General features: G+C 41.4%; 19 protein-coding genes. 4 read left to right on the top strand and 15 right to left on the bottom strand.

What is annotated here, in order from left to right; all coding sequences use genetic code 11:
* Window positions 1-55: 55 nt before the first annotated feature.
* From ID165_RS11295 to ID165_RS11225, 15 genes are all read right to left on the bottom strand, one after another.
* On the bottom strand, window positions 56-595 hold the full coding sequence (locus ID165_RS11295; protein WP_192350628.1) for a GNAT family N-acetyltransferase: 540 nt from the start codon (window positions 593-595) through the stop codon (window positions 56-58).
* A 379-nt stretch (window positions 596-974) separates the two neighbouring features.
* Complete coding sequence (locus ID165_RS11290) at window positions 975-1,943, bottom strand: transketolase family protein (RefSeq protein ID WP_192350626.1); 969 nt, start codon at window positions 1,941-1,943, stop codon at window positions 975-977.
* A gap of 36 nt (window positions 1,944-1,979) precedes the next feature.
* Window positions 1,980-2,831, bottom strand: a complete 852-nt coding sequence (locus tag ID165_RS11285) for a transketolase (protein WP_192350624.1) — start codon at window positions 2,829-2,831, stop codon at window positions 1,980-1,982.
* 12 nt (window positions 2,832-2,843) lie between these two features.
* A complete protein-coding gene (bcp, locus tag ID165_RS11280; protein ID WP_192350622.1) occupies window positions 2,844-3,293 on the bottom strand; it encodes a thioredoxin-dependent thiol peroxidase in 450 nt (149 codons plus the stop codon).
* Window positions 3,294-3,425: 132 nt separating this feature from the next.
* Complete coding sequence (locus ID165_RS11275) at window positions 3,426-5,300, bottom strand: M23 family metallopeptidase (protein ID WP_225587089.1); 1,875 nt, start codon at window positions 5,298-5,300, stop codon at window positions 3,426-3,428.
* Complete coding sequence (locus tag ID165_RS11270) at window positions 5,287-5,898, bottom strand: fumarylacetoacetate hydrolase family protein (protein ID WP_192350620.1); 612 nt, start codon at window positions 5,896-5,898, stop codon at window positions 5,287-5,289. Before ID165_RS11270 ends, ID165_RS11275 begins: the two co-directional genes overlap by 14 nt.
* A gap of 99 nt (window positions 5,899-5,997) precedes the next feature.
* Entirely contained in the window at window positions 5,998-6,681 is a 684-nt protein-coding gene (locus ID165_RS11265; protein WP_192350618.1) for a DUF4377 domain-containing protein, read from the bottom strand.
* Window positions 6,682-7,102: 421 nt separating this feature from the next.
* The gene (locus ID165_RS11260) at window positions 7,103-7,834 is read right to left on the bottom strand and encodes an SGNH/GDSL hydrolase family protein (RefSeq protein ID WP_225587088.1); all 732 of its coding nucleotides are present in this window, start codon (window positions 7,832-7,834) and stop codon (window positions 7,103-7,105) included.
* Window positions 7,835-7,875: 41 nt separating this feature from the next.
* Complete coding sequence (locus tag ID165_RS11255) at window positions 7,876-8,916, bottom strand: LD-carboxypeptidase (protein ID WP_192350616.1); 1,041 nt, start codon at window positions 8,914-8,916, stop codon at window positions 7,876-7,878.
* A gap of 313 nt (window positions 8,917-9,229) precedes the next feature.
* On the bottom strand, window positions 9,230-9,817 hold the full coding sequence (locus tag ID165_RS11250) for a hypothetical protein (protein WP_192350614.1): 588 nt from the start codon (window positions 9,815-9,817) through the stop codon (window positions 9,230-9,232).
* Window positions 9,807-10,310, bottom strand: coding sequence for an RNA polymerase sigma factor (locus ID165_RS11245; RefSeq protein WP_192350612.1), 504 nt, complete (start codon window positions 10,308-10,310; stop codon window positions 9,807-9,809). The genes ID165_RS11250 and ID165_RS11245 overlap by 11 nt, the downstream gene beginning before the upstream one ends.
* Window positions 10,307-11,164 carry an alpha/beta fold hydrolase gene (locus ID165_RS11240; RefSeq protein WP_192350610.1) on the bottom strand — a complete coding sequence of 286 codons (858 nt, stop codon included), beginning with the start codon at window positions 11,162-11,164 and terminating at the stop codon, window positions 10,307-10,309. Before ID165_RS11240 ends, ID165_RS11245 begins: the two co-directional genes overlap by 4 nt.
* A 192-nt stretch (window positions 11,165-11,356) precedes the next feature.
* Window positions 11,357-12,649, bottom strand: a complete 1,293-nt coding sequence (locus tag ID165_RS11235; protein WP_192350608.1) for a D-alanyl-D-alanine carboxypeptidase — start codon at window positions 12,647-12,649, stop codon at window positions 11,357-11,359.
* A 3-nt stretch (window positions 12,650-12,652) separates the two neighbouring features.
* The gene (locus ID165_RS11230; protein WP_192350606.1) at window positions 12,653-13,030 is read right to left on the bottom strand and encodes a DUF423 domain-containing protein; all 378 of its coding nucleotides are present in this window, start codon (window positions 13,028-13,030) and stop codon (window positions 12,653-12,655) included.
* Between the two features lie 199 nt (window positions 13,031-13,229).
* The gene (locus tag ID165_RS11225; RefSeq protein ID WP_192350604.1) at window positions 13,230-14,168 is read right to left on the bottom strand and encodes a GNAT family N-acetyltransferase; all 939 of its coding nucleotides are present in this window, start codon (window positions 14,166-14,168) and stop codon (window positions 13,230-13,232) included.
* A 320-nt stretch (window positions 14,169-14,488) separates the two neighbouring features.
* Between ID165_RS11225 and ID165_RS11220 the strand changes: the two genes are divergently transcribed.
* From ID165_RS11220 to ID165_RS11205, 4 genes are all read left to right on the top strand, one after another.
* Window positions 14,489-15,301: a polysaccharide biosynthesis/export family protein gene (locus ID165_RS11220; protein ID WP_192350602.1), complete on the top strand. Its 813-nt coding sequence runs from the start codon at window positions 14,489-14,491 to the stop codon at window positions 15,299-15,301.
* A 5-nt stretch (window positions 15,302-15,306) separates the two neighbouring features.
* Entirely contained in the window at window positions 15,307-17,766 is a 2,460-nt protein-coding gene (locus ID165_RS11215) for a polysaccharide biosynthesis tyrosine autokinase (RefSeq protein WP_192350600.1), read from the top strand.
* Window positions 17,767-17,892: 126 nt separating this feature from the next.
* On the top strand, window positions 17,893-18,612 hold the full coding sequence (gene kdsB / locus ID165_RS11210) for a 3-deoxy-manno-octulosonate cytidylyltransferase (protein ID WP_192350598.1): 720 nt from the start codon (window positions 17,893-17,895) through the stop codon (window positions 18,610-18,612).
* Window positions 18,613-18,739: 127 nt separating this feature from the next.
* Window positions 18,740-19,552 (top strand): polysaccharide biosynthesis/export family protein, encoded by an 813-nt coding sequence (locus tag ID165_RS11205; protein ID WP_225587087.1) that lies wholly within the window; start codon window positions 18,740-18,742, stop codon window positions 19,550-19,552.

Here is a 19,552-nt window from a genome sequence, read left to right as displayed (position 1 = left end):
GAAGATTGTTTAGCAATTTTGCGTTAAGCTTGGCTCTGAAGGAGAATATCAAGGATCATTTAAGGCTTTTCCTAAGGATCTGAATTCCACGATATTTAGGAAGGAGCTTTTTGTAATCTAAATGATAAGTAAATAGCCACTCAAAGCCCACTTTTCTGTAGAAGCGTTGTGCTTGCAATTGAGTATCCATTACTTCAAGCCACATGTAGTTTAAGCCTCTTTCTCTCGCAGTTGACTCTACCATTTTCATGAGTTGGGCAGCTATTCCTTTACCTTGATATTCCTTGCTGATATATATCCTGTGGAGGTGCAGTGAGTTTGGAAAATCAATTAAATCAGGTGATTCTGGATAGCTATATTTCAAAATACCTATTTTCCATCCATCATAAAGGACAAAATAGTAATGGCTTTTGGGATTGTCCAGATCTTTTTGAAATCTATCAGGATTGTACATTTGATCCAAATACCATTCTCCTGAGTCAGACCAAATGTGCTTGTAAGAGGGGATATAGATTTCCCGCATCAAATCAATAAGCTCTGGCTGGTCTTCGGCGGTGAGCTTTTGTATACTTAAATCTTCCGAAATTCTAATCATTGAGATAGGCGAGAGGAGGGTTTGTCAGAATGACCTTCAATTTTGGATGGTTGATTTTGGTTGATTTTTATTATGTGTATCCGCTTTTCTGCCAGTAAAGAGACTAAAGCATTATAGGATTTGGAAAACACTAGCGCCGAGGCTACTTCGGTCTTTTGTCATCGGTCTTCCTGCCGTTACACCAAAGAAAATGAGGCTACTGGCATCATTGCGGATAATCATAATTCTTATTCAAAGAAATGTAATTAGATGGTCTTGCCAAAATAAATGCGAAGAGAATTCGTTGCAATGTCTAAAGAAATTAAAAACCACAGCTCTACTTGAAGCTGTGGTTTGTTAAGAGTAATCCGCATTTAGCGAAGCAGAATTTAAGAAATGCTTATTTTCTAGCCAACACTTTTTTGGCTGCAACTACAATATTGGCTGCGTTTAACCCATATTTCTCAAGCAATTGAGTAGGTGTGCCGGATTCGCCAAAGCTGTCGTTTACACCTACATATTCCATTGGAGCTGGATTGTTTCTTGCCAGAGTCTGCGCTACACTATCGCCTAAGCCACCGTTGTATTGGTGTTCTTCTGCAGCTACTGCACATCCCGTTTTTGCTATAGAATCCAGTATTGCTTCTTCGTCCAAAGGCTTAATGGTATGGATGTTAATCACCTCGGCAGAAATCCCTTCGCTTCTAAGAATAGCTTCAGCCACTACTGCTTCCCATACCAAATGCCCGGTAGCAAAGATAGTCACGTCAGTTCCTTCGATCATTTTCCAGGCTTTGCCGATTTCAAATTTTTGGGATGAATCAGTGAATATCGGCCAGGACGGACGTCCAAATCTAAGATATACTGGCCCTTCATACTCAGCAATAGCCATTGTAGCTGCTTTTGTCTGATTGTAATCGCAAGGATTGATCACAGTCATGTGGGGAAGCATTTTCATCATGCCAAGGTCTTCTAGGATCTGGTGAGTAGCCCCATCTTCTCCAAGTGTCAGGCCAGCGTGAGAAGCACAGATTTTCACATTCTTGCCAGAATAAGCAATTGACTGACGGATCTGATCATATACACGCCCGGTAGAGAAATTGGCAAATGTACCTGTAAAAGGGATTTTACCATTGATAGTCATGCCTGCAGCGATGCCCATCATATTTGCTTCGGCGATACCTACCTGGAAGAAACGCTCAGGAAATTCCTTCTGGAATGCTCCCATTTTCAATGAACCGATCAAATCGGCACAAAGTCCTACCACATTAGGGTTTTTGCGACCTGCTTCTAATAAGCCATCGCCAAAACCTGAACGTGTATCTTTTTTTTCTGTATAGTTGAATTTTAAATCCAAGTCTTTTTCCATGATTTCTTTTTGTTGAATGGTCTAAAAATAGCCTGATTAATAATCACCTAGGGTTACCGGTAATTGTTTTAAGGCATCTTCCAATTGCTCGTCACTAGGAGCTACGCCGTGCCATTTATGCGTGCCTACCATGAAATCAACTCCATATCCCATTTCAGTATGAAGCAGGTTAAGCACCGGCTTTCCTTGACGGCTCAGTGTTTTGGCTGTTTCCAGGCCATCAATGACGGCTTTCATATCATTTCCCTGAAAAATATCGTTCACTACCCATCCAAAGGATTCATATTTGGCACGGAGATCAATCAGATTCATGATGTCTTTTGTCGCACCATCGATTTGCTGTCTGTTGAGATCAATCGTGGCGATTAGGTTATCCACTTTCCAGTGAGCAGCATACATTGCCGCCTCCCATACTTGACCTTCTTCCTGCTCGCCGTCACCCATGAGTACATAGACCGTGCTGTCATCTCCATCGATTTTCTTTGCCTGCGCAGCGCCGATGGCTACGGACATTCCTTGTCCTAGCGAGCCGGAGGCTATGCGGATGCCCGGAAGTCCTTCTTCGGTCGCCGGGTGGCCCTGAAGTCTGGAGTTCAGCTTTCTGAATGTATCCATTTCCTCAGGTGCAAAATATCCTGATCTAGCTAGTACACTGTACCAAACGGGTGAAATATGACCATTGGACAGGAAAAACAGGTCTTCGCCTTTCCCTTCCATTTTAAAATTAGGATCGTGATTTAGCTGGTCGAAGTACAGGGCTACAAAGAATTCTGTACAACCCAAGGATGCTCCGGGATGACCGGATTGAACACCATGAACCATGCGTAGACAATCTCTTCGTACCTGTACTGCGGTACGCTCGAGTTGTTCGATTGTTTGTTTTTCCATTAGGATATAGGTTTAATTTAGGATTTGTGCTGTGTGATCTTTGGTGTTTACTTTTTCGATGATTTCGGCAATTTTTCCCTCTTCGTCGATTATGAACGTTGTTCTGACCGTTCCCATATAGGTTTTGCCAAATGTATTCTTTTCTTGCCAAGTGCCATAAGCTTCATGAACTTTCAGATCTGTGTCGGCAATCAATGAAAAAGGAAGTGATTGTTTCTCTTTGAACTTTACGTGTGATTTTTCTGCATCTGAACTGATCCCAAAAACTACGTATCCTGCTTTTTGTAGTGCTTCGTAATTATCTCTCAAATTGCACGCTTGGGCGGTACATCCGGGAGTAGCATCCTTAGGATAAAAATAGAGCACAACCTTTTTCCCGCGATAGTCAGAAAGCTTGATTATTTCTCCTGTTTCAATTTTCGCTTCAAAATCTGGGGCCATTTGACCTTCTTCTAATATCATATTATTATAATTTGATTTTCATTGGCCACACGGAATCTTTGACGATTAATCCGCCGGCTGGCGGAGCCTTGTGTGTTTTAATGATGATTTTAATCGTGTCGATTTCAAATTCTCTTGTTTAAGGCTCCTAATTTAACCAATCGTTCCTTTCCATTCAGCAGTATTGCCGGCTTTATCGGTAACTTTTAGTAAAACTTCTCCTTTGAACGGTTCATTTGATAGTTTTTCGGACCAAATTACGGCTTGTTTGTGTTCATATCTCATTAGCACCCATTTGCCATTGACATAGGCTTCATAGCTGTCAATCCCTGACAAAGCATCCCTGATTACAAAGCGCATTTCCGATGAATTGACCCGAACCACGCTGATGGTAGGCTTGACATTGTCTTGCAAGATGGTGATTTCGCCTAAGTATCTTGAACCGAAAGTCAACGTATCCCCATCCCAAGTTCCTCCCAAAAATGATTTGGCGCCACCTGATGTATAATATGCATGAGAGCGGCTTTTATTTCCTGAATAGTTCGGAACAGACCAAAGAATATTGACCGGATTCCAAAGGTACTCGCGGCTACTGTTCACTAGCAAGCGGGGAGATGTAGAAGACGCAGACTGAGAAACTCTCAAAAACAAATCATCAAGAACAGTTTTCTTATTGAAATTCATCTGAACGTTTTTATCGGAATAAGAAATCTCTTTTCCTGCAGGAATCAATGCGTTGATTCCCGGTATCACCACTTCAGAACAGATATCAATTTCTTCCGGTATTCCAAAGTTCATATCCCAGAGATACGTACGGCTGCTAGCATCCTGATAGGCAGGAAGCATTTCAAAAGCATTTGCCCCCACATAAAACTTGGCCAAACCGCCTTTAGGTGACACGGGTGCTTTGATCTTTAGGATATTGTTGATGTAATCCAAAGATGCTCGGGAAGGAGCGGCTCCATCACTTATGTTTGTTTCCAAATCTTGACCCAAGAGCGTAAAACTGATGTGACTTTCGTTGCCATACGCATCACGCAACTTCAGTTTGTAATTTTTCTTCACATCGGGCTCCAATTCTAGATGACCTGTGTTTTCTAACCTTGGGTAAATAAATTCAAACTTTAAGTTCTTTTGATAATAGAGTTTGGAATAGCGATTTTGAAAGGTATGATGAAGGAATTGCCTGGTGTAATTGAAATCCACCTTGTCCACAGTCAGATTGAAAACAGTGCCTTCTTCATCCGTCAGCTCAAAAATGGGGAAGCCATTTCTGTTGCTAGCACCATCAAGTTGGTCGAAGCTTCGGATTTCTATACCTACTTTTCCAGTGATTTTTATATCATTTGGTAGTCGGTAGTCTGATCCGTTGGCTAGAGGATTGACTTCCAGTCTGTCAAATTTCCCGTTTACACGTGAATCTATCTCCAGTGGAACTATTACTATACTTTGCGGTACCGGAGCCACATTATCCAAAATTTCCGGAAAGCCAAATAGGAGAGGATCCAGTGCCCGATCCAGACTGTCACGTATTTCAAAATGAAGATGCGGTCCACCCGAACCTCCTGTATTTCCGCTGTCGGCAATTCGCTGACCCTGTTTTACCTGTAATTCACCGGGTTCAGGGTATACCTCTAGTTCATTGACTTTAGCGGCATACATTTTCTTGCGCATGTAATCACTAAGCTCTTTGTTGAAATTGCGTAAATGGCCATAAAGTGTGATTTTGCCATTGGGATGCTTGAGGTAAATCACATTCCCATAGCCAAAAGAAGATATTTTGATTCTGTGCACCCATCCATCGGCCGCTGCCAAAATCGGAACTCCTTCTTGACCGCCGGTCTTGAAATCCAAACCGGTGTGGAAGTGATTTGGTCTCAGCTCAGCAAAATTACCGGATAAATAATTTCTGGTTCCCGGGTTAATGGGATTTATAAAATAGCCTTTGTCCACTTCCTGCGCATTTAGCTTCAGTGAAGTAATTAACCCAAGAAATATGAAGGTGCAGCTTAACTTACTTAATTTCAAAATCCAACAACTTTTCCGTTCCTATAAATCCTTCCAATTTGTCCCCGATTTGCACAGGGCCCACTCCGGCAGGAGTACCCGTATAGATAAGGTCTCCTGTTTTCAGCATGAAAAATTGCGATACATATTCTATAATGGTTCCAAAATCAAAAAGCATGAGAGAAGTATTGCCTTTTTGGCGCACCTCTCCATTGATGGTCAAATGAAAGTCAATGTTTTTCAGGTCTTTAAAATCTTCTAAGGATTTAAAGTTCCCAATCGGAGCAGCTCCATTAAAACCCTTTGCTATTTCCCAAGGCAATCCCTTTGCTTTGCATTGATCCTGCAGATCCCGTGCAGTAAAGTCAATTCCCAAACCTATCTCATCAAAATATCGATGTGCAAATTGTTTCTGTATGTGTTTTCCCTGCTTGGAGATTTTCAGAACAAGCTCCGCTTCGTGATGTATGTTTTGGGAGAAATCAGGGTAGAAAAAGGGAGACCCATCTTTCAATAATGCCGTATCAGGCTTAAGAAAAACAACAGGATTCCCCGGTGTTTCATTTTTCAACTCCTCTATATGAGCCGCATAATTTCGGCCAATGCAAATAATTTTCATGTGTTTATATTTTTCTCTCAATGGTCACATGGAATCTCGCATGGTCAATATTCATCCTTCCGTGTGTCGCTTGTGTCATGCTTGATTTCATAGGTGATCTTAATCTACAGCTTGGAAAGTCATCAAGGTTTCCCCAGCTTCATTCAGAAGGTAAAGTTGGTTGTTTTCCAGTTTATATCCACGCGTATTTATGAGTGCTTCGGATATTGCTTGTTCCGGAGCCATATCAGGGCAAGCCATCATGGTAGCGGCACCTGGCCCAAGTACTAATTTTTCGCCATCATTTTCTTTGATAGCTCCTCTTATAGAATTGCAACCCATGTTTCCTACATAGGTTTTCTTAGAGACATCAAATTCAAACGTAAGCACTTCTTCGTTTTTGAATCCTGTGGGATTTTCAAGATCGCCAACTTTTGTCACCTTCCAGATGTTTGTCAATCGTAAAGCCGGATCCTGATCTTTGCTCAAGATCTCAACCAATTCGTAGTTTTGGGATGAAGCATCTGCTGGAATAGTCCCTTTTTTGTCTGTGATTTTTAATTTGATTTGGTAAATATTTCCAGGTTCGTAGTCAAATCCTTGAATATCACTGTAGAAAAACTCCCAGCCTTCAGGATCTATTTCAGCCCCTCTTTGGATTTGCAGACATGACATGGGGCCGACTCCCACACAATCTATTTTGGCAGAGTTGATCCACCAAGTTTCTGTTTTCGAATCAGATTGGTCTTCACAGGCGACTACTCCGAGTACTGTGCAGAAGAGAAGAAATAGGATAGTTTTCATGTGTTTATAATTGTTTTCTATTGGCCACATGGAATCTCGCACGGTTTATAATCATCCCACTGTGTGTCGTCTTCGACATGCTCGATTTCATCTGTTTATATTTTGATTTTTAATGGTCAGATGGAATCTCGCCAGGCGAATAATCATCCCTCTGTGTGTCGTCTTCGACATGCTCGATTTCATGTGTTTATAGTTGACTTTTTATGGCCGAATGGAATCCCCGTTTGCGGTAGGCAGGTCGCATGGCAGATAATCATCCTAGTGTGTGACTCTTGAGCCATGCCCGATTTCATGTGTTTGCAATTTTTCATTCAAAGGATATAACCCGCTGTTTGGTACTGAAAGTCGGGGTAGCCTTTCCCTACCATGTATGCCTTCCGTCCTTTAGCCAAATTCCAGACATATAATATTACTGTTTTACTTAGAAATCCATTGTTTTTAGGTGTTCAAATAGCTTTTCTGTCCAAAGGCCGTACATTTTGGCACTGGGGTGCAATCCATCAGCCGCAAGCATGTCAGGTTGTGCAGCTAGGCTTCTGTATTGAGCCGTGATGTCAATATACATAACTTCATGCTTTTCGCAGATTTTTGCTTTAAGGCTATTATATGCATCGATTTCCTCAGCAATTTTTCCTATATCCCGGCCACTTTGCGTAGCAAAAGGAGTAACTCCCCAGTCCGGTATAGAGAGCACTACCACGTGAGTAGTATTGACAGCTGCAAAGCTGATAGCCCGAAGCAGCATATTTTCAAATTCCTCCTCGAATTTCGAAATTGGAAGACCCCTGTATTGGTTATTTACTCCAATAGAGAGTGTCACCAAATAGTACGTGTTTCCTTCGATACCCGCTTTGTTGATTCCTCTATCCAGTTCATCCACAGTCCAGCCTGTTTGAGCAATCACTTTTGGGGAAGCCCAAGATTTGCCGGTTTCAGCATTCAATGTTGCGATCAATTGGCTTGGATATCGTCCTGTATCGCTGACACCTTCACCGATAGTGTAACTATCTCCAAGTGCCAAATATGTAAGTTGGTCAGTGTTGTCTGTTGGGTTTTCAGTCATGGGTAAATCAACATCATTTGGAAGCATATTTTTGGAGCTATTGCAAGAGAAAATTCCAAGAATAGAGAGTGTGAGTAATGTTAATTTCATGTTTAAGTCGTTATCATGGTACTAGACAGTAAGTCTTTTACTCATTGAAATACGGACTCAAGCATTGAAATGGTTCCTTTGTCCGCATCCATTGTAACTCTAGCACCTACAGGAATAATAAATTGCTTGGAAATATGTCCAATCATCGCACCGGAGTAGGCCGGTATATCAAGCGGAAGTACATAATCATCCAAAACCTGATCAAGGGTCAGAGAGCCATATCCGCCGCCGGGTTCGCAATCAGAACATTGTCCAAAAATAAAGCCCTTGATTTTGTTCAGTGTGCCATTTAGTTTCAACGTGCTCATCATGCGGTCTATTTTGTATGGGTCTTCTCCTATGTCTTCGATGAATAGAATGGCATCTGTAAAATCAGGATAATAGAGAGAGCCCGAAATTGCGGTAAGTACCGTTAAATTTCCACCTAGGATTTTTCCTTCTGCTTTTCCACTTTTAAGGGTTTGAATGCGATTTGATTTGACTACCAAGTCGTCACTTTCGGAGTGGATATTTTCAAAGGTGACTTTTTCTTGATCGAAGAATATCTTTTCGAATTGAGTTACATTAAAGCTATTCCAACTTCCTGAACCCATGGGACCATGAAAGGTAATCAAGCCTGTTTGAGCCTGAATAGCACAGTGTAAAGCTGTGATGTCTGAGTAACCAAGAAGCGGCTTTGGGTTTCTTGCGATGGTTTTGTAGTCAATCAGGGGTAAAATCCTGGCCGCACCCGAACCACCGCGGATACTAACTATAGCTTTTACACTATTGTCAGCAAACATCTCATTCAAATCTCCGGCACGTTCTTCATCCGTTCCTGCAAGGTGACCTCTTCGGTTCATCAGGTTTTTGCCCGGCATCACTTCGAAACCCAGTGCTTCCAAAGCTTCTTTGGCATAGGTGAACTGCATTCTATCTGCCGTAGCCGCGGAGGGAGAAATAAGTCCGATGGTGTCACCTTTTTTGATCGCTTTTGGCAAAAGAACTTTCGGGTCGTCAGCCAGATGGGCAGAGTCCCATGAAGCCAATGGAAGGGAAGCTGAAAGAAGTCCAAGGGATTTGAGGAAAGCGCGTTTTTGCATCTGGGAGCTAAGTGTTTTTCTGGAATGTGAAAATAAGGTTTTTTTAATTTCCTTAACCTTTGATGTTTTAAAAACCTCGAAGGTTTTGTTTTTAGTCCCAAAGCACACAAAGGATACGCAAAGAATATTTTACTGCCTTGACAACTGAATCTTCTAACCACAAAGAAAGTAGGGTCGAATAGTCATTCACCCTTACCGATCACTTGAAAATTCCTTTTTCAGATAATCTATCGGTTTTTATTCATTTCCTTCTGAGTTTCAAATATTATCAGAGGTCAGTTCCAAACTCAGGAATGGACAAGGTTCTCCTAAGTTATCCAGTTTTCTTCTCCAGCATTTCTTCCATCTGTTGGATTATTGGAAGGAGTTCCCTGTCGTATTTTCTTACTTTTCTGCGCATCTGCCAATGCATAAAGCCAGCAATGGAAAGCGTCAAAACTAGATGGATACCTATCCGAGTGAGGGTGTTCAGTGGTTCCAGTAAAACATAGTAGGAAATGTTGAGTGCCAATACCAGTAAAACGGCATAGATATACATATACTTTTTGGCGATTTGGTAGCGATAGCCCAGTTTGGCAATTTGGCTTTTCAGGTATTCTTCATTGCTGAATAGTTCGCTGGAATCACTCTTGGATAGTTTGGACCGAAATGCCATGCCCAATACCCAGACCATGGCAAAAGCTATAATATACAAACTGATCTCAATTCCCCGACTTTCTCTCCAGGGCATTGACCAAAAAAGCAATCCAATCGTCAATGGTGTAATGATCAACATAAATATCCGTTCCCGCCGTTGTTTTGTCTCGGTTTTTTTCAATCCTGCCATTAATGATGTCAGGTCGAATTCCACGGATTTTTGGGTTTGCCACAGTTTCTTTATGTCTTCGAAGCTATTTTCCATTGGGATTGAGAGTTTGGGTGAGCGATGATTTGATGCGGTTGACTTTTACCGCCACATAGTTTTCGGAGATGCCCGTGACCTCAGCGATTTTTCTGTACGGCGTGTTTTCTAATAGTAGCGTCGCAATGACACGTTCTGTTTCAGATAGTGAGTTGATGGCGATATAAAGTTGTTGAAGTTGGACTTCCTGTTCCTGGCTTGTATTTTCAGGTTCGGCAAGATCCATTCCGATAGGAAAATCAGTTTGATCTGAGGTATTCTTTTCTTTTGCAGAAAAGGTGATGGCGGTGTTATAAGCGACTCTATAGATCCAGGTGCTGATGTCGCTGTCACTGCGAAAGCTGTCCAGATGCTTCCAAATCTTGATCAAGATCTCTTGAAAAAGATCCTGAGCCAGCTCTCTATCCTTTATAAATCCCAAGCAAAGACGAAAAATCTTGTCTTTGTGGAATTTATAAAGTTGTTCGAACTTGAGCTCCTTACTTTCCTTCATTTGATGAAATTCTGGATTTGCGACATAAACCATTCATAATTGTCCCACATAATAAAGTGATGTGCGGTAGGGGCCATTTCGATTTGTACATTTTCCGCTAATCGGTATTGCTGCTCAAAATTAGCCTTGACAGATTCAGCGGTCATTCCGTAATCTTTTCCGGAATACCATGCTCCTAGAATCAGAACGGAGGTTTTAAGACTACTGAGATTTGGTCTATAGTCCGTAGTCATTAATTCGTATATGGCTTGACCTAAGGTACTTCTGTCGCTTTTCACAGACCAATCCACCAGCTGTGGAATTCTCCCTGCAGTAGCCGTCATAATCGGCATACTTGCCGCTTGCTGTGTTTCAAAATCTTCACCACTTGCATTTTCGATCATAGACTTCGTCTGCTTTGCAACTGGGATCATTATTTCCACTGTGGCTATTGGATTCATCGCTGCGGAATAAAAAGGGTAAGAGTCTACGATTATTGCCTTTGAGATCAGTTCAGGATGTTCATTTGCCACCTGAAGGGATAAAAACCCTCCTAGACTATGGCCTATTAGTATTACTGGTTGATCAAGTTGCAGAATGTATTGGGCGATTTCAGCTTTTATTTTGGGGAGGAATCCCTCGTTGAAATTGGTAGCAGGTTGGCCGGCAAAGCCGGGTAACGTCAGGACATGGCATGCATTGGTTTTGCTGAGCTCGGCGACAGTTTCTTTCCAGACATCGCCCGAGGATGCCAGCCCAGGGATCAGAATAATTGGCGCGCCATCGCCGGAAACTTTTGTTTCAAATGAAGTTTGAGAAATTGAGAAGCTGACGAATCCGAAAAGAAGTAAAAATAGAAGAAGTGATTTTTTCATGGTTTGTGTTGTTTTATTCTTTAGACCATGAGCCGGCTGATTCCTTACAGATTTTCGCAATTATTTTAAACAATTGAGTTCACCAAGGTCTTGCGCAGAGGTTGTATTTGATATTTATCGATGGCGAATGCTTCAACTAATTCGTTTGCTCCGTAAATCGTAAATCGTAAATCGTAAATCGTAAATCGTAAATCAAATCATATCCCTTACCATAACCATCACTTTCTCCATTTCTTTTCTAACCTCGGAAGCTTTCCAGGGGTAATTGGAGTTCATAAAGGCAAAGCAATAATACCTGCCGCTTTTTCCCTTGATTAGCCCTACTAGACTGTGATTGTTGCTCATGGTGCCAGTCTTGGCAAAAATGTAAGGCTGCTCTGCTTTGTAACTGTTTTGTAAGGATCCTGATATTCCGCCGGTGGGTAAAAGTTCAAAGAGCTCCTGATCGGGTATCATACGGTAGATTTTTTCGAAAAGCGCCACCATAGTGCGCGGGGTGATCAAGTCATGCCTGCTTAAGCCGCTTCCATCCACCCATTGGGGTTTATCCGGCAAATCATACAAGTATGTTTTGAGCATGTATTCAATGGCCCGTTCGGTATCCAGTCGCTGAAACAACCGATCCGAGACCATCAGCATAAGTTGCTCTGCCAGAAAATTGTCACTTTCCAGCATCATTTCCTTTAAGATAGGGAAGAGTGGAGCAGCACGCCATTCTTGATGGACTGTTGGCAAACTGTCCGGCTGGTAAATCCAGGTTTTCCCTGTTGCGTTTGAGGCTAGTTTGGTAAAAAGCTCCGGTGAGGTGATAAAAGGGATAAATTCCTCCTTTGCCCTGAAGTTGTTGGGATTGTAAAAGAATTTATTGCTGTGAAAATCACGCTCCAATTCACGGATTGTACGACTGGTAGGGAATACTGATTCTTGGAAGCTGGGAGGGAAAACGGTAGGAGCGTTGCCTATTTTTTTCACCTGAACCATATTTCCATAGATAGGCAAAGAAGTACGTTCGGCGGAATAATTGAAGTAATAATCATCCCACTGCCAGCCATAACCAAATGCCGGTGAAATCATATTCGCGTCCGAAAAAATGACCTGATCATAGGGGCTCAAAAATTCACGGAAATCAGGCTGGAAAAACTTTTTGTATTTCCAGCTGGGATCACCGGTCCCCCAGATTTTAATTGTTCTTCCTTCAGCGACATAACGTAAAGTCTGAGTGCTGTCATTCAGAACTATTAACGATGAGAAGAGCGTGAAAAGCTTGGTAGTGGAGGCGGGGATAAAACGCTGATGGCTATTTTTCTCATAAAGCACGGTCTGGGAATCCAAGTCGTATAGCAAAAAACCCGAAAGGTGTCCACTGAAAAAACTGCCTTCACCCAAGGCAGATTCCAATTTGAGAAACTCGTTTCGGCTTAGCTGGGCAAAAAGGGTAGAAGAAAAAAGAAATGTCAGGAGTACAAGAGTACTGATTTTATGCATACGTTAGTTTTTTGAAGCTGCCACAAACACCAAAGCCCATCCTGCAATAAAAGCAACTCCTCCGAGAGGAGTGATTGCCCCAAGCCAAGAGATGCCTGTAAGAGAAAGTGCATAGAGTGAGCCTGAGAAAATTAATATTCCCACTACCATTAAGATTGCCGCAGTGTTGAGCTTTTTCCATTCAGGTTTTATTAGAGCCAAAATGCCGATCAGAAAAATGGCCAATGAATGATAGAAGTGGTATTTCACACCGGTTTCAAAAGTTTCCGCTCTGCCGGTTTCAGCAAGGATTTCTTTCAATCCATGTGCTCCGAAAGCTCCAATTCCCACTGCAAGCATTCCTAAAACCGCTGCTGTTCGTATTACCTGTTTCCCTTTCATTTTATTAAAATCTTTACTTTATCTCTATAACCCCCTTACTTGCCTGTCGTGCGCAGAATCCGAATTCCACGTTAGTTTTTCGATGTCAATTCTTTCACCCCAAACCTTAGGGAAGCCTTGTTTGTACATAGGCAGAAGGGGAGATCAAAATTACAACAACTTCTTAAGCTCTCCCACTACTTCCATGGTTGAAACAATCCTAGAAAACTTCCAAATCCCCCAAACTCCAACCCCAAGGTTGGCGTAGCAGATCATCGCTTACGCTTACTTTTCTGAGGGTTATTTCAGGGCCTATAGACATTACTGGCATGATTCCCATTTCCAATGGCAAATCATTACGAAACTGTAATCCCGAAAATGAAGTGAATCTTACACGCTCATTTTTCTCAACAGTTTTCAATCGATTGTTCAGTTGTTTTTTTTCATTCTCTCCAAAACCTGGAAGCTTAAAGAAATCTACAATTCTAAGTTCTCTGCCAATTTTTCCTTCTTTGATTCTATAGATCAAAAGATAAGTACTTCCATCGCTGATAAAGTGGTATGGAAGTAAAGGACAAGCTTCATACCGCCACTTGAGATAACCAGGGACTAGGTTTGTTTGAATCCTGTCAGAATATAAGCTTCCCTTTTCTATTTGATCAATCAGGCTATGTATACTTGACCAATCACTGGGGAGTGACTGGTTATTGGGTTTGCCCAATTTAAGATTGAAGTTTATTTTAAGAGGGAGTTTACCCCAGCTTTCCCAGCCCATTTTCAAATAGCCCGGTGTGCTTTGGGAATTCGGTGTGTTATATATGAATTCTACTCCTTCGTATTTAAGTTCTTCGACGAGTGTAAGCGTAAGGTTCTTGAAAAGCCCCTTTCCCCGATATTCAGGGTGGATTGCCGTATCCACAGCTCTGCATGCTTTTAAGAGTTGTTTGCCTTGGCGAAATTCCCAGCGTAAAAACACCCGTAAACCGCAGATTATACCACTATCTTCGGCCAGTAAAACAGGTGAAATGCCAAAGGGGTTAGCCACATGCTTCCAATTCCATAATTCTTCAGATTTAGGGATTAAATTTTCTCCAAGAGAGGTCTTTAACAGGTTTATAATTGAGGGTAAATCTTCGGGATTTGCCTTTCTGATTTGCATGGGATGAAGATAGGAAGATTTTATAATTGGTTCCGGATGTAGCTTAATGAGGATTCGCAGTAAGTAGGTACAGCCAGCTCAATTGGGAAAGGCCGGGGTTTATTTTAGTGAATGTTTCCGTATCCTATTCAGTTCAAAGTCATAGTTGTTAGGTTCGGCTTTTAGATGGAGTTTTACTTAGGGTAATAGGCTAAGAATACGATGTGGATTCAGGGAAGTTTCTGTGCTACTACTTTTCTAAGTTCTAATTTCAAACTTATCCCTTCTCCTCAAGGATTTTTATATATTTGACCCAAGCCAAATTTTTGCTTCTAGCTAGAATGAAGAGAATCTTGTTTATTGTCAGTTTTGCGGTTTTTGTGACGAGTTGTATCAGTAACAAGCGAATCACTTATTTGCAAAATCTTCCTGATAACACTCCTATAGAATTGGATGAATTTATCCCTTTTGCAGAGGTGGATTACGAGTATATTTTACAGCCTTTTGATATAGTTGAGATAGATTTTGCCACATCAGATGCTGAGCTTATAGAGGCTTTTTCTTTTCAAAATTCTCAAAATGTCAGGGCGATGGGCAATGGTGGAGGGGGCGGTGGGTCGGATCCCTTATATTTCAGAGGCTATTCTATAGATCAGAAAGGGGATGTAGAGATTCCTAAGCTGGGCAAAATCAACATTGCCGGAATGACCGAAGAGATGGCTAAGGAAAAAGTACAGACAGAAATCAACAAGTTTTTTAAGGAAGAAATCTACGTCAAATTAAGGATTGCAGGGATCAGATATACCACGCTGGGAGAGTTTAATGCGGTAGGAGTGAATGTGATTTATAAAAACCGGGCTACTATTTTTGATGCATTGGCCAATTCGGGAGAGACGACGTTATTAGGTAAGAAAAACCAATTATTTATCATTCGTCAGTACGATGGAGGTACCAAGATTCACCAGATCAATCTTAATGATCGAGCTCTATTGGCGAGTCCTTTTTACTTTATCCAGCCGAACGATATTCTGTATATGGAACCGATGAATATCAGACAGTTTGGTAATGCGGATAATTTAACAGCTTCATTGGCACTATTTGCAGGCTTGCTAGCATCCACGCTTTTAATTATTAATTTGGTAGCTGGGAATTAGTTGATATGGAGAAGTTAGACTTAAGCCAATTAGACAACGAGGAAAAAGCACTGGAGATCAGATATGTGATAGCCAAGTATATCCGGTATTGGCCATGGTACTTGCTGTTCATTTCTTTGTTTCTCATTGCTACTTTTCTATTCCACCGATATACAGTAGATGAATATGAAGTAACGGGATCCATGGTGATCAAAACAAACACATCTCCCGAAGCACGTATTCTGGACAGGTCAAATATTTTTTCTACAGGTCTTAATTTGGAAAATGACATCCTGAGATTAAGATCAAAAGGATTGGCCCGTGAGGCTTTGAAAAAATTGCACTTCGATGTGGAATACTATGCAAAGACCAATATTAAAGCAATAGAGCTTTATGACAGATCGCCGATTCGTATCGAAGTAGATTGGAATCATTTTCAGATGGCTGAAGTGCCCATCCAACTGGAAATACTTTCTGAAAAGACCTTTAAACTTACCAGAGAGGATGGCGGGTTCATGGATTTTAATTCAGCAATGGCTGCGGGAGATGAATCCATCTATGACAAGACATTTACTTTTGGCGAAGAGATAGAGACAACCAAGTCGAAGTTTGTAGTGCACCTAGTGAATCCGGGCAGGACGAATGAAGAATTGATATTTAGATTGAGAACCCCGAGCTCACTGGAAGATAGCTACGCAAGGTCTGTGCAGGTGAGTTTGCAGAATGAATACAGCTCAGTACTTCGATTAAGCACTACAACTAAGGTGGTGGAGAAAGGAAGAGATTACATCAACGCCTTAATGGAGTCCTATATAGAATTTGATTTAAATGAAAAGAATAAAATACAGGAAAACACACTGGCTTTCATAGAAGAGCAACTTGGCTTTTTAGAGGATTCACTTCAGAAAAAGGAGAGGGAGTTACAGGATTTCAAAGTTGAAAATAAGCTACTGGATGTTTCGGCTGAATTTTCCAATATACTGGGAAAAATGAATACGCTCGATGAAATGAACGCTGAAATTGATTATCAGCTGGATTACTTTGAGCAAATACGCTCCTATATGGAGCAGAAGAGCAAGGATTTCTCAGATGTAATAGCTCCTTCAGTCATAGGTGTTCCAGACCCATTGCTGAATGGCCTCATTCAGACATTGGTCACGCTTTCCCAAGACAGAAGGAGGCTGCTTGCCACAGTTAATGAAAATCATCCCGAAGTCCTGAAAATTGACGTGCAGATGGAGAAAGTGCAGGAGGCACTTTTTGAAAATGTGGTCAATTTGATAGCTAACACCAAACAGAAAAAAGGCAGTATCCAGCGGGATATTCGTGTGTATGATGCTCAATTCTCTACGCTTCCTGAATCTGAATCTGAATATTCGGGGATTTTCAGAGAGTTCAAATTAAGAGAGTCTCTTTATACTTATTTGCTGGAAAAGCGTGCCGAAGCAGGTATTGCGATGGCGTCAAATGTCTCAGACAATTCAATCTTGGACGCTGCCAGGCGTGGAACTCTGATCTTTCCGAAGAAAGAACAAAACTATGGTTTGGCTATTGTTTTGGGTTTGCTGGTGCCTTTTGGTTTTGTAGTGGTGCGGGATATTTTTGATGATACGATCAAAGATCAGCGTGATTTGAAAAAACATTTCATGATTCCACAGTTGGGGATAGTGGGATATAGCCACAAGGATACTAACAAGGTAGTATTGGATTTTCCGAAGTCTGCAGTTGCAGAGTCTTTTCGTTCCCTCAGATCGGCCATTACCTATTTGGCGAGTGGCAAGAATTCGAAGAAAATACTGGTAACCTCATCAGTTTCCGGTGAGGGAAAGACCTTCACTTCTCTAAACCTGGCTTCGGCTATGGCTTTGGGTTCTAAAAAGACAGTAGTAGTGGGAGGGGATTTAAGAAGACCAAAATTGGCATCGTACTTTGGAGAATCTGAGAATATAGGATTATCCACTTATCTAATCGGTAAAGTAGAGGCTGAGGAAATAGTTATTGCTACGGTCCATGAAAATCTATGGTTTGTCCCTTCGGGTATCATTCCCCCAAATCCGGCAGAACTGTTGCAGACGCCGAGATTAATTGAATTCTTGGATTATCTGGAGTCCCGATTCGATGTAGTGATTTTTGATACGCCCCCTATGGGCTTGGTATCTGAGACAATTGACTTAATGAGGTTGTTTGATATTAATATCTACGTGGTGAGGCAAAATTACACAGCTAAGGATCATTTGGTGATGATCAACGATCTTGTTAATAACAAGCAGGTGAAAAACGTATATGGGGTTTTCAACGGGATTGTAAATTCAGGATATCATTATGAAGGATATAATTATGGCTATGGAAATACTTATTTATATTCTCAGAACAATGAGTACATGTACAATTATTATGGTGACGATCTAGGAACCAAGAAAAAGAAGTTTAAAAAAGGTAGGGAGAACATCTTCCTGAAATTGAAAAATGCTTTTAAAGTAAAGTAGGGGAAGAAACATAGGGAAATGGCAACATACTGCTGATTTTAAGTTTTTAATGCTTTCCATTTCTAATTCCGCTTACTAGTAGATTACGATTCACAAAAAAAGATCGATTAACAACAGTTCCCATATATGCTTACCATTGTCGCTTTGATACCGGCCCGATATGCCTCTACAAGATTGCCTTCCAAATTAGTTCAAGATCTGGGGGGGAAGTCAGTAATTCAGCATACCTATTTGAGTACCGTGAGCACTGCTGTATTTGATGAAGTATGGGTGGTCACGGATCATCTTGAAATTAAGAGACAAATAGAGTCGCTAGGTGGCAAAGTGTTTGTTAGCAGGAAAGACCATCAGAGCGGATCTGATAGAATTGCAGAGGCTGTGGAATCCATAGAAGCAGATCTTATCGTAAATGTACAGGGGGATGAGCCCTTTCAGGATAAGCAGTCGTTGATGGATTTAGTTTCTGTCTTTAAAGACCCGAAAGTTGATGTGGCTTCACTTAAAACAAGAATATCTGCAAAAGCAGCAGAAAACCCCAACGCAGTCAAAGTGGTTACTGATTTAAAGGGGGACGCGTTGCTTTTTTCCAGATCAGTGATACCATATAATAGGGAGGATAAGCCACAGGTATCCTATTGGAAGCATATTGGTATTTATGCTTATAGAAAAAATGTGCTACAGGAATTTACGGATTTGCCCAAGAGTGATTTGGAATCAACTGAAATGCTGGAGCAATTGAGATTGCTTGAGAATGGATATAGAATAAGAATGGTGGAGACAGTGCATCAGGCAATAGCGATTGATACTCAGGAAGATTTGGAAGAAGCCAGGAAGAAGGTGAGCTAATTGATTAATGTTAATTATGGTGATGGATTTCAGTTGTTTATTGTCAAAATCATAAAAAATATAACAATTTGAGGTTAAATGTTTAAGTTTGCGGAGTTTTTGTCAGAGAAGTATTAAATATATATATATGATGAAGTTGTTAAAGGGGGTATCGTTTTCCCTTGTTTTTTTATTGGCCTTTGGGTGCATCTCGAATGAGAAAATCATCTATCTGCAAAACCAAGATGGGGCTGAGGCAATTTCGGACGGAGATCTGATCACATACGAACTCCCTGAATATAGGCTCCAGTTCAACGACATCATTGACGTGAATGTGCAGACTGTCGATGACATGATTCAGAACGGCTTCAACAATAAATCCGCTGCCGGGAGCAGCAGCCAGATGGGGAATATGGCCAGTCAGTCGGGTGGGGATATTTATTATATGACAGGCTATACGGTAGACCGAAATGGAAATATACGTCTTCCGATCGTGGGTGATGTAAGCGTACGGGATAAAACGCTTGAAGAGGCTAGGATCTTAATCGAGGAAAAGCTGCGCGTTTACGTTACCACAGAGCTGTATGTAAAGGTAAAGCTGGGTGGTATCCGTTATGCAGCACTAGGCGAGTTCAGGCGACCGGGTAAATTCGTGGTTCTCCAGGATCGTATGACGATTTTTGAGGCAGTTGCTAATGCAGGTGATCTGACACCCGTAGCCAAGCGTGATGAAATACTATTGATCCGTCAATATCCCGAAGGGACAAGGTTACACAGAATTAATTTGATAGACAGGCGGGTGGTAGAATCCCCTTTTTACTTTATCCAGCCTAATGATCAGTTGTATGCAGAGCCCATGAAGGTACGTGAAGTGGGAGCTGGTGAAAATGCAGCCCAGTCGCTTGCTTTGATAATTTCAGCTGTAACCGCTTTGGCGTTGATCTTGAACTTAATCAAATAA

The sequence above is a fragment of the Algoriphagus sp. Y33 genome, from assembly GCF_014838715.1.
Lineage (GTDB): Bacteria > Bacteroidota > Bacteroidia > Cytophagales > Cyclobacteriaceae > Algoriphagus.
This window is presented reverse-complemented; position numbering and strand designations above follow the sequence as displayed.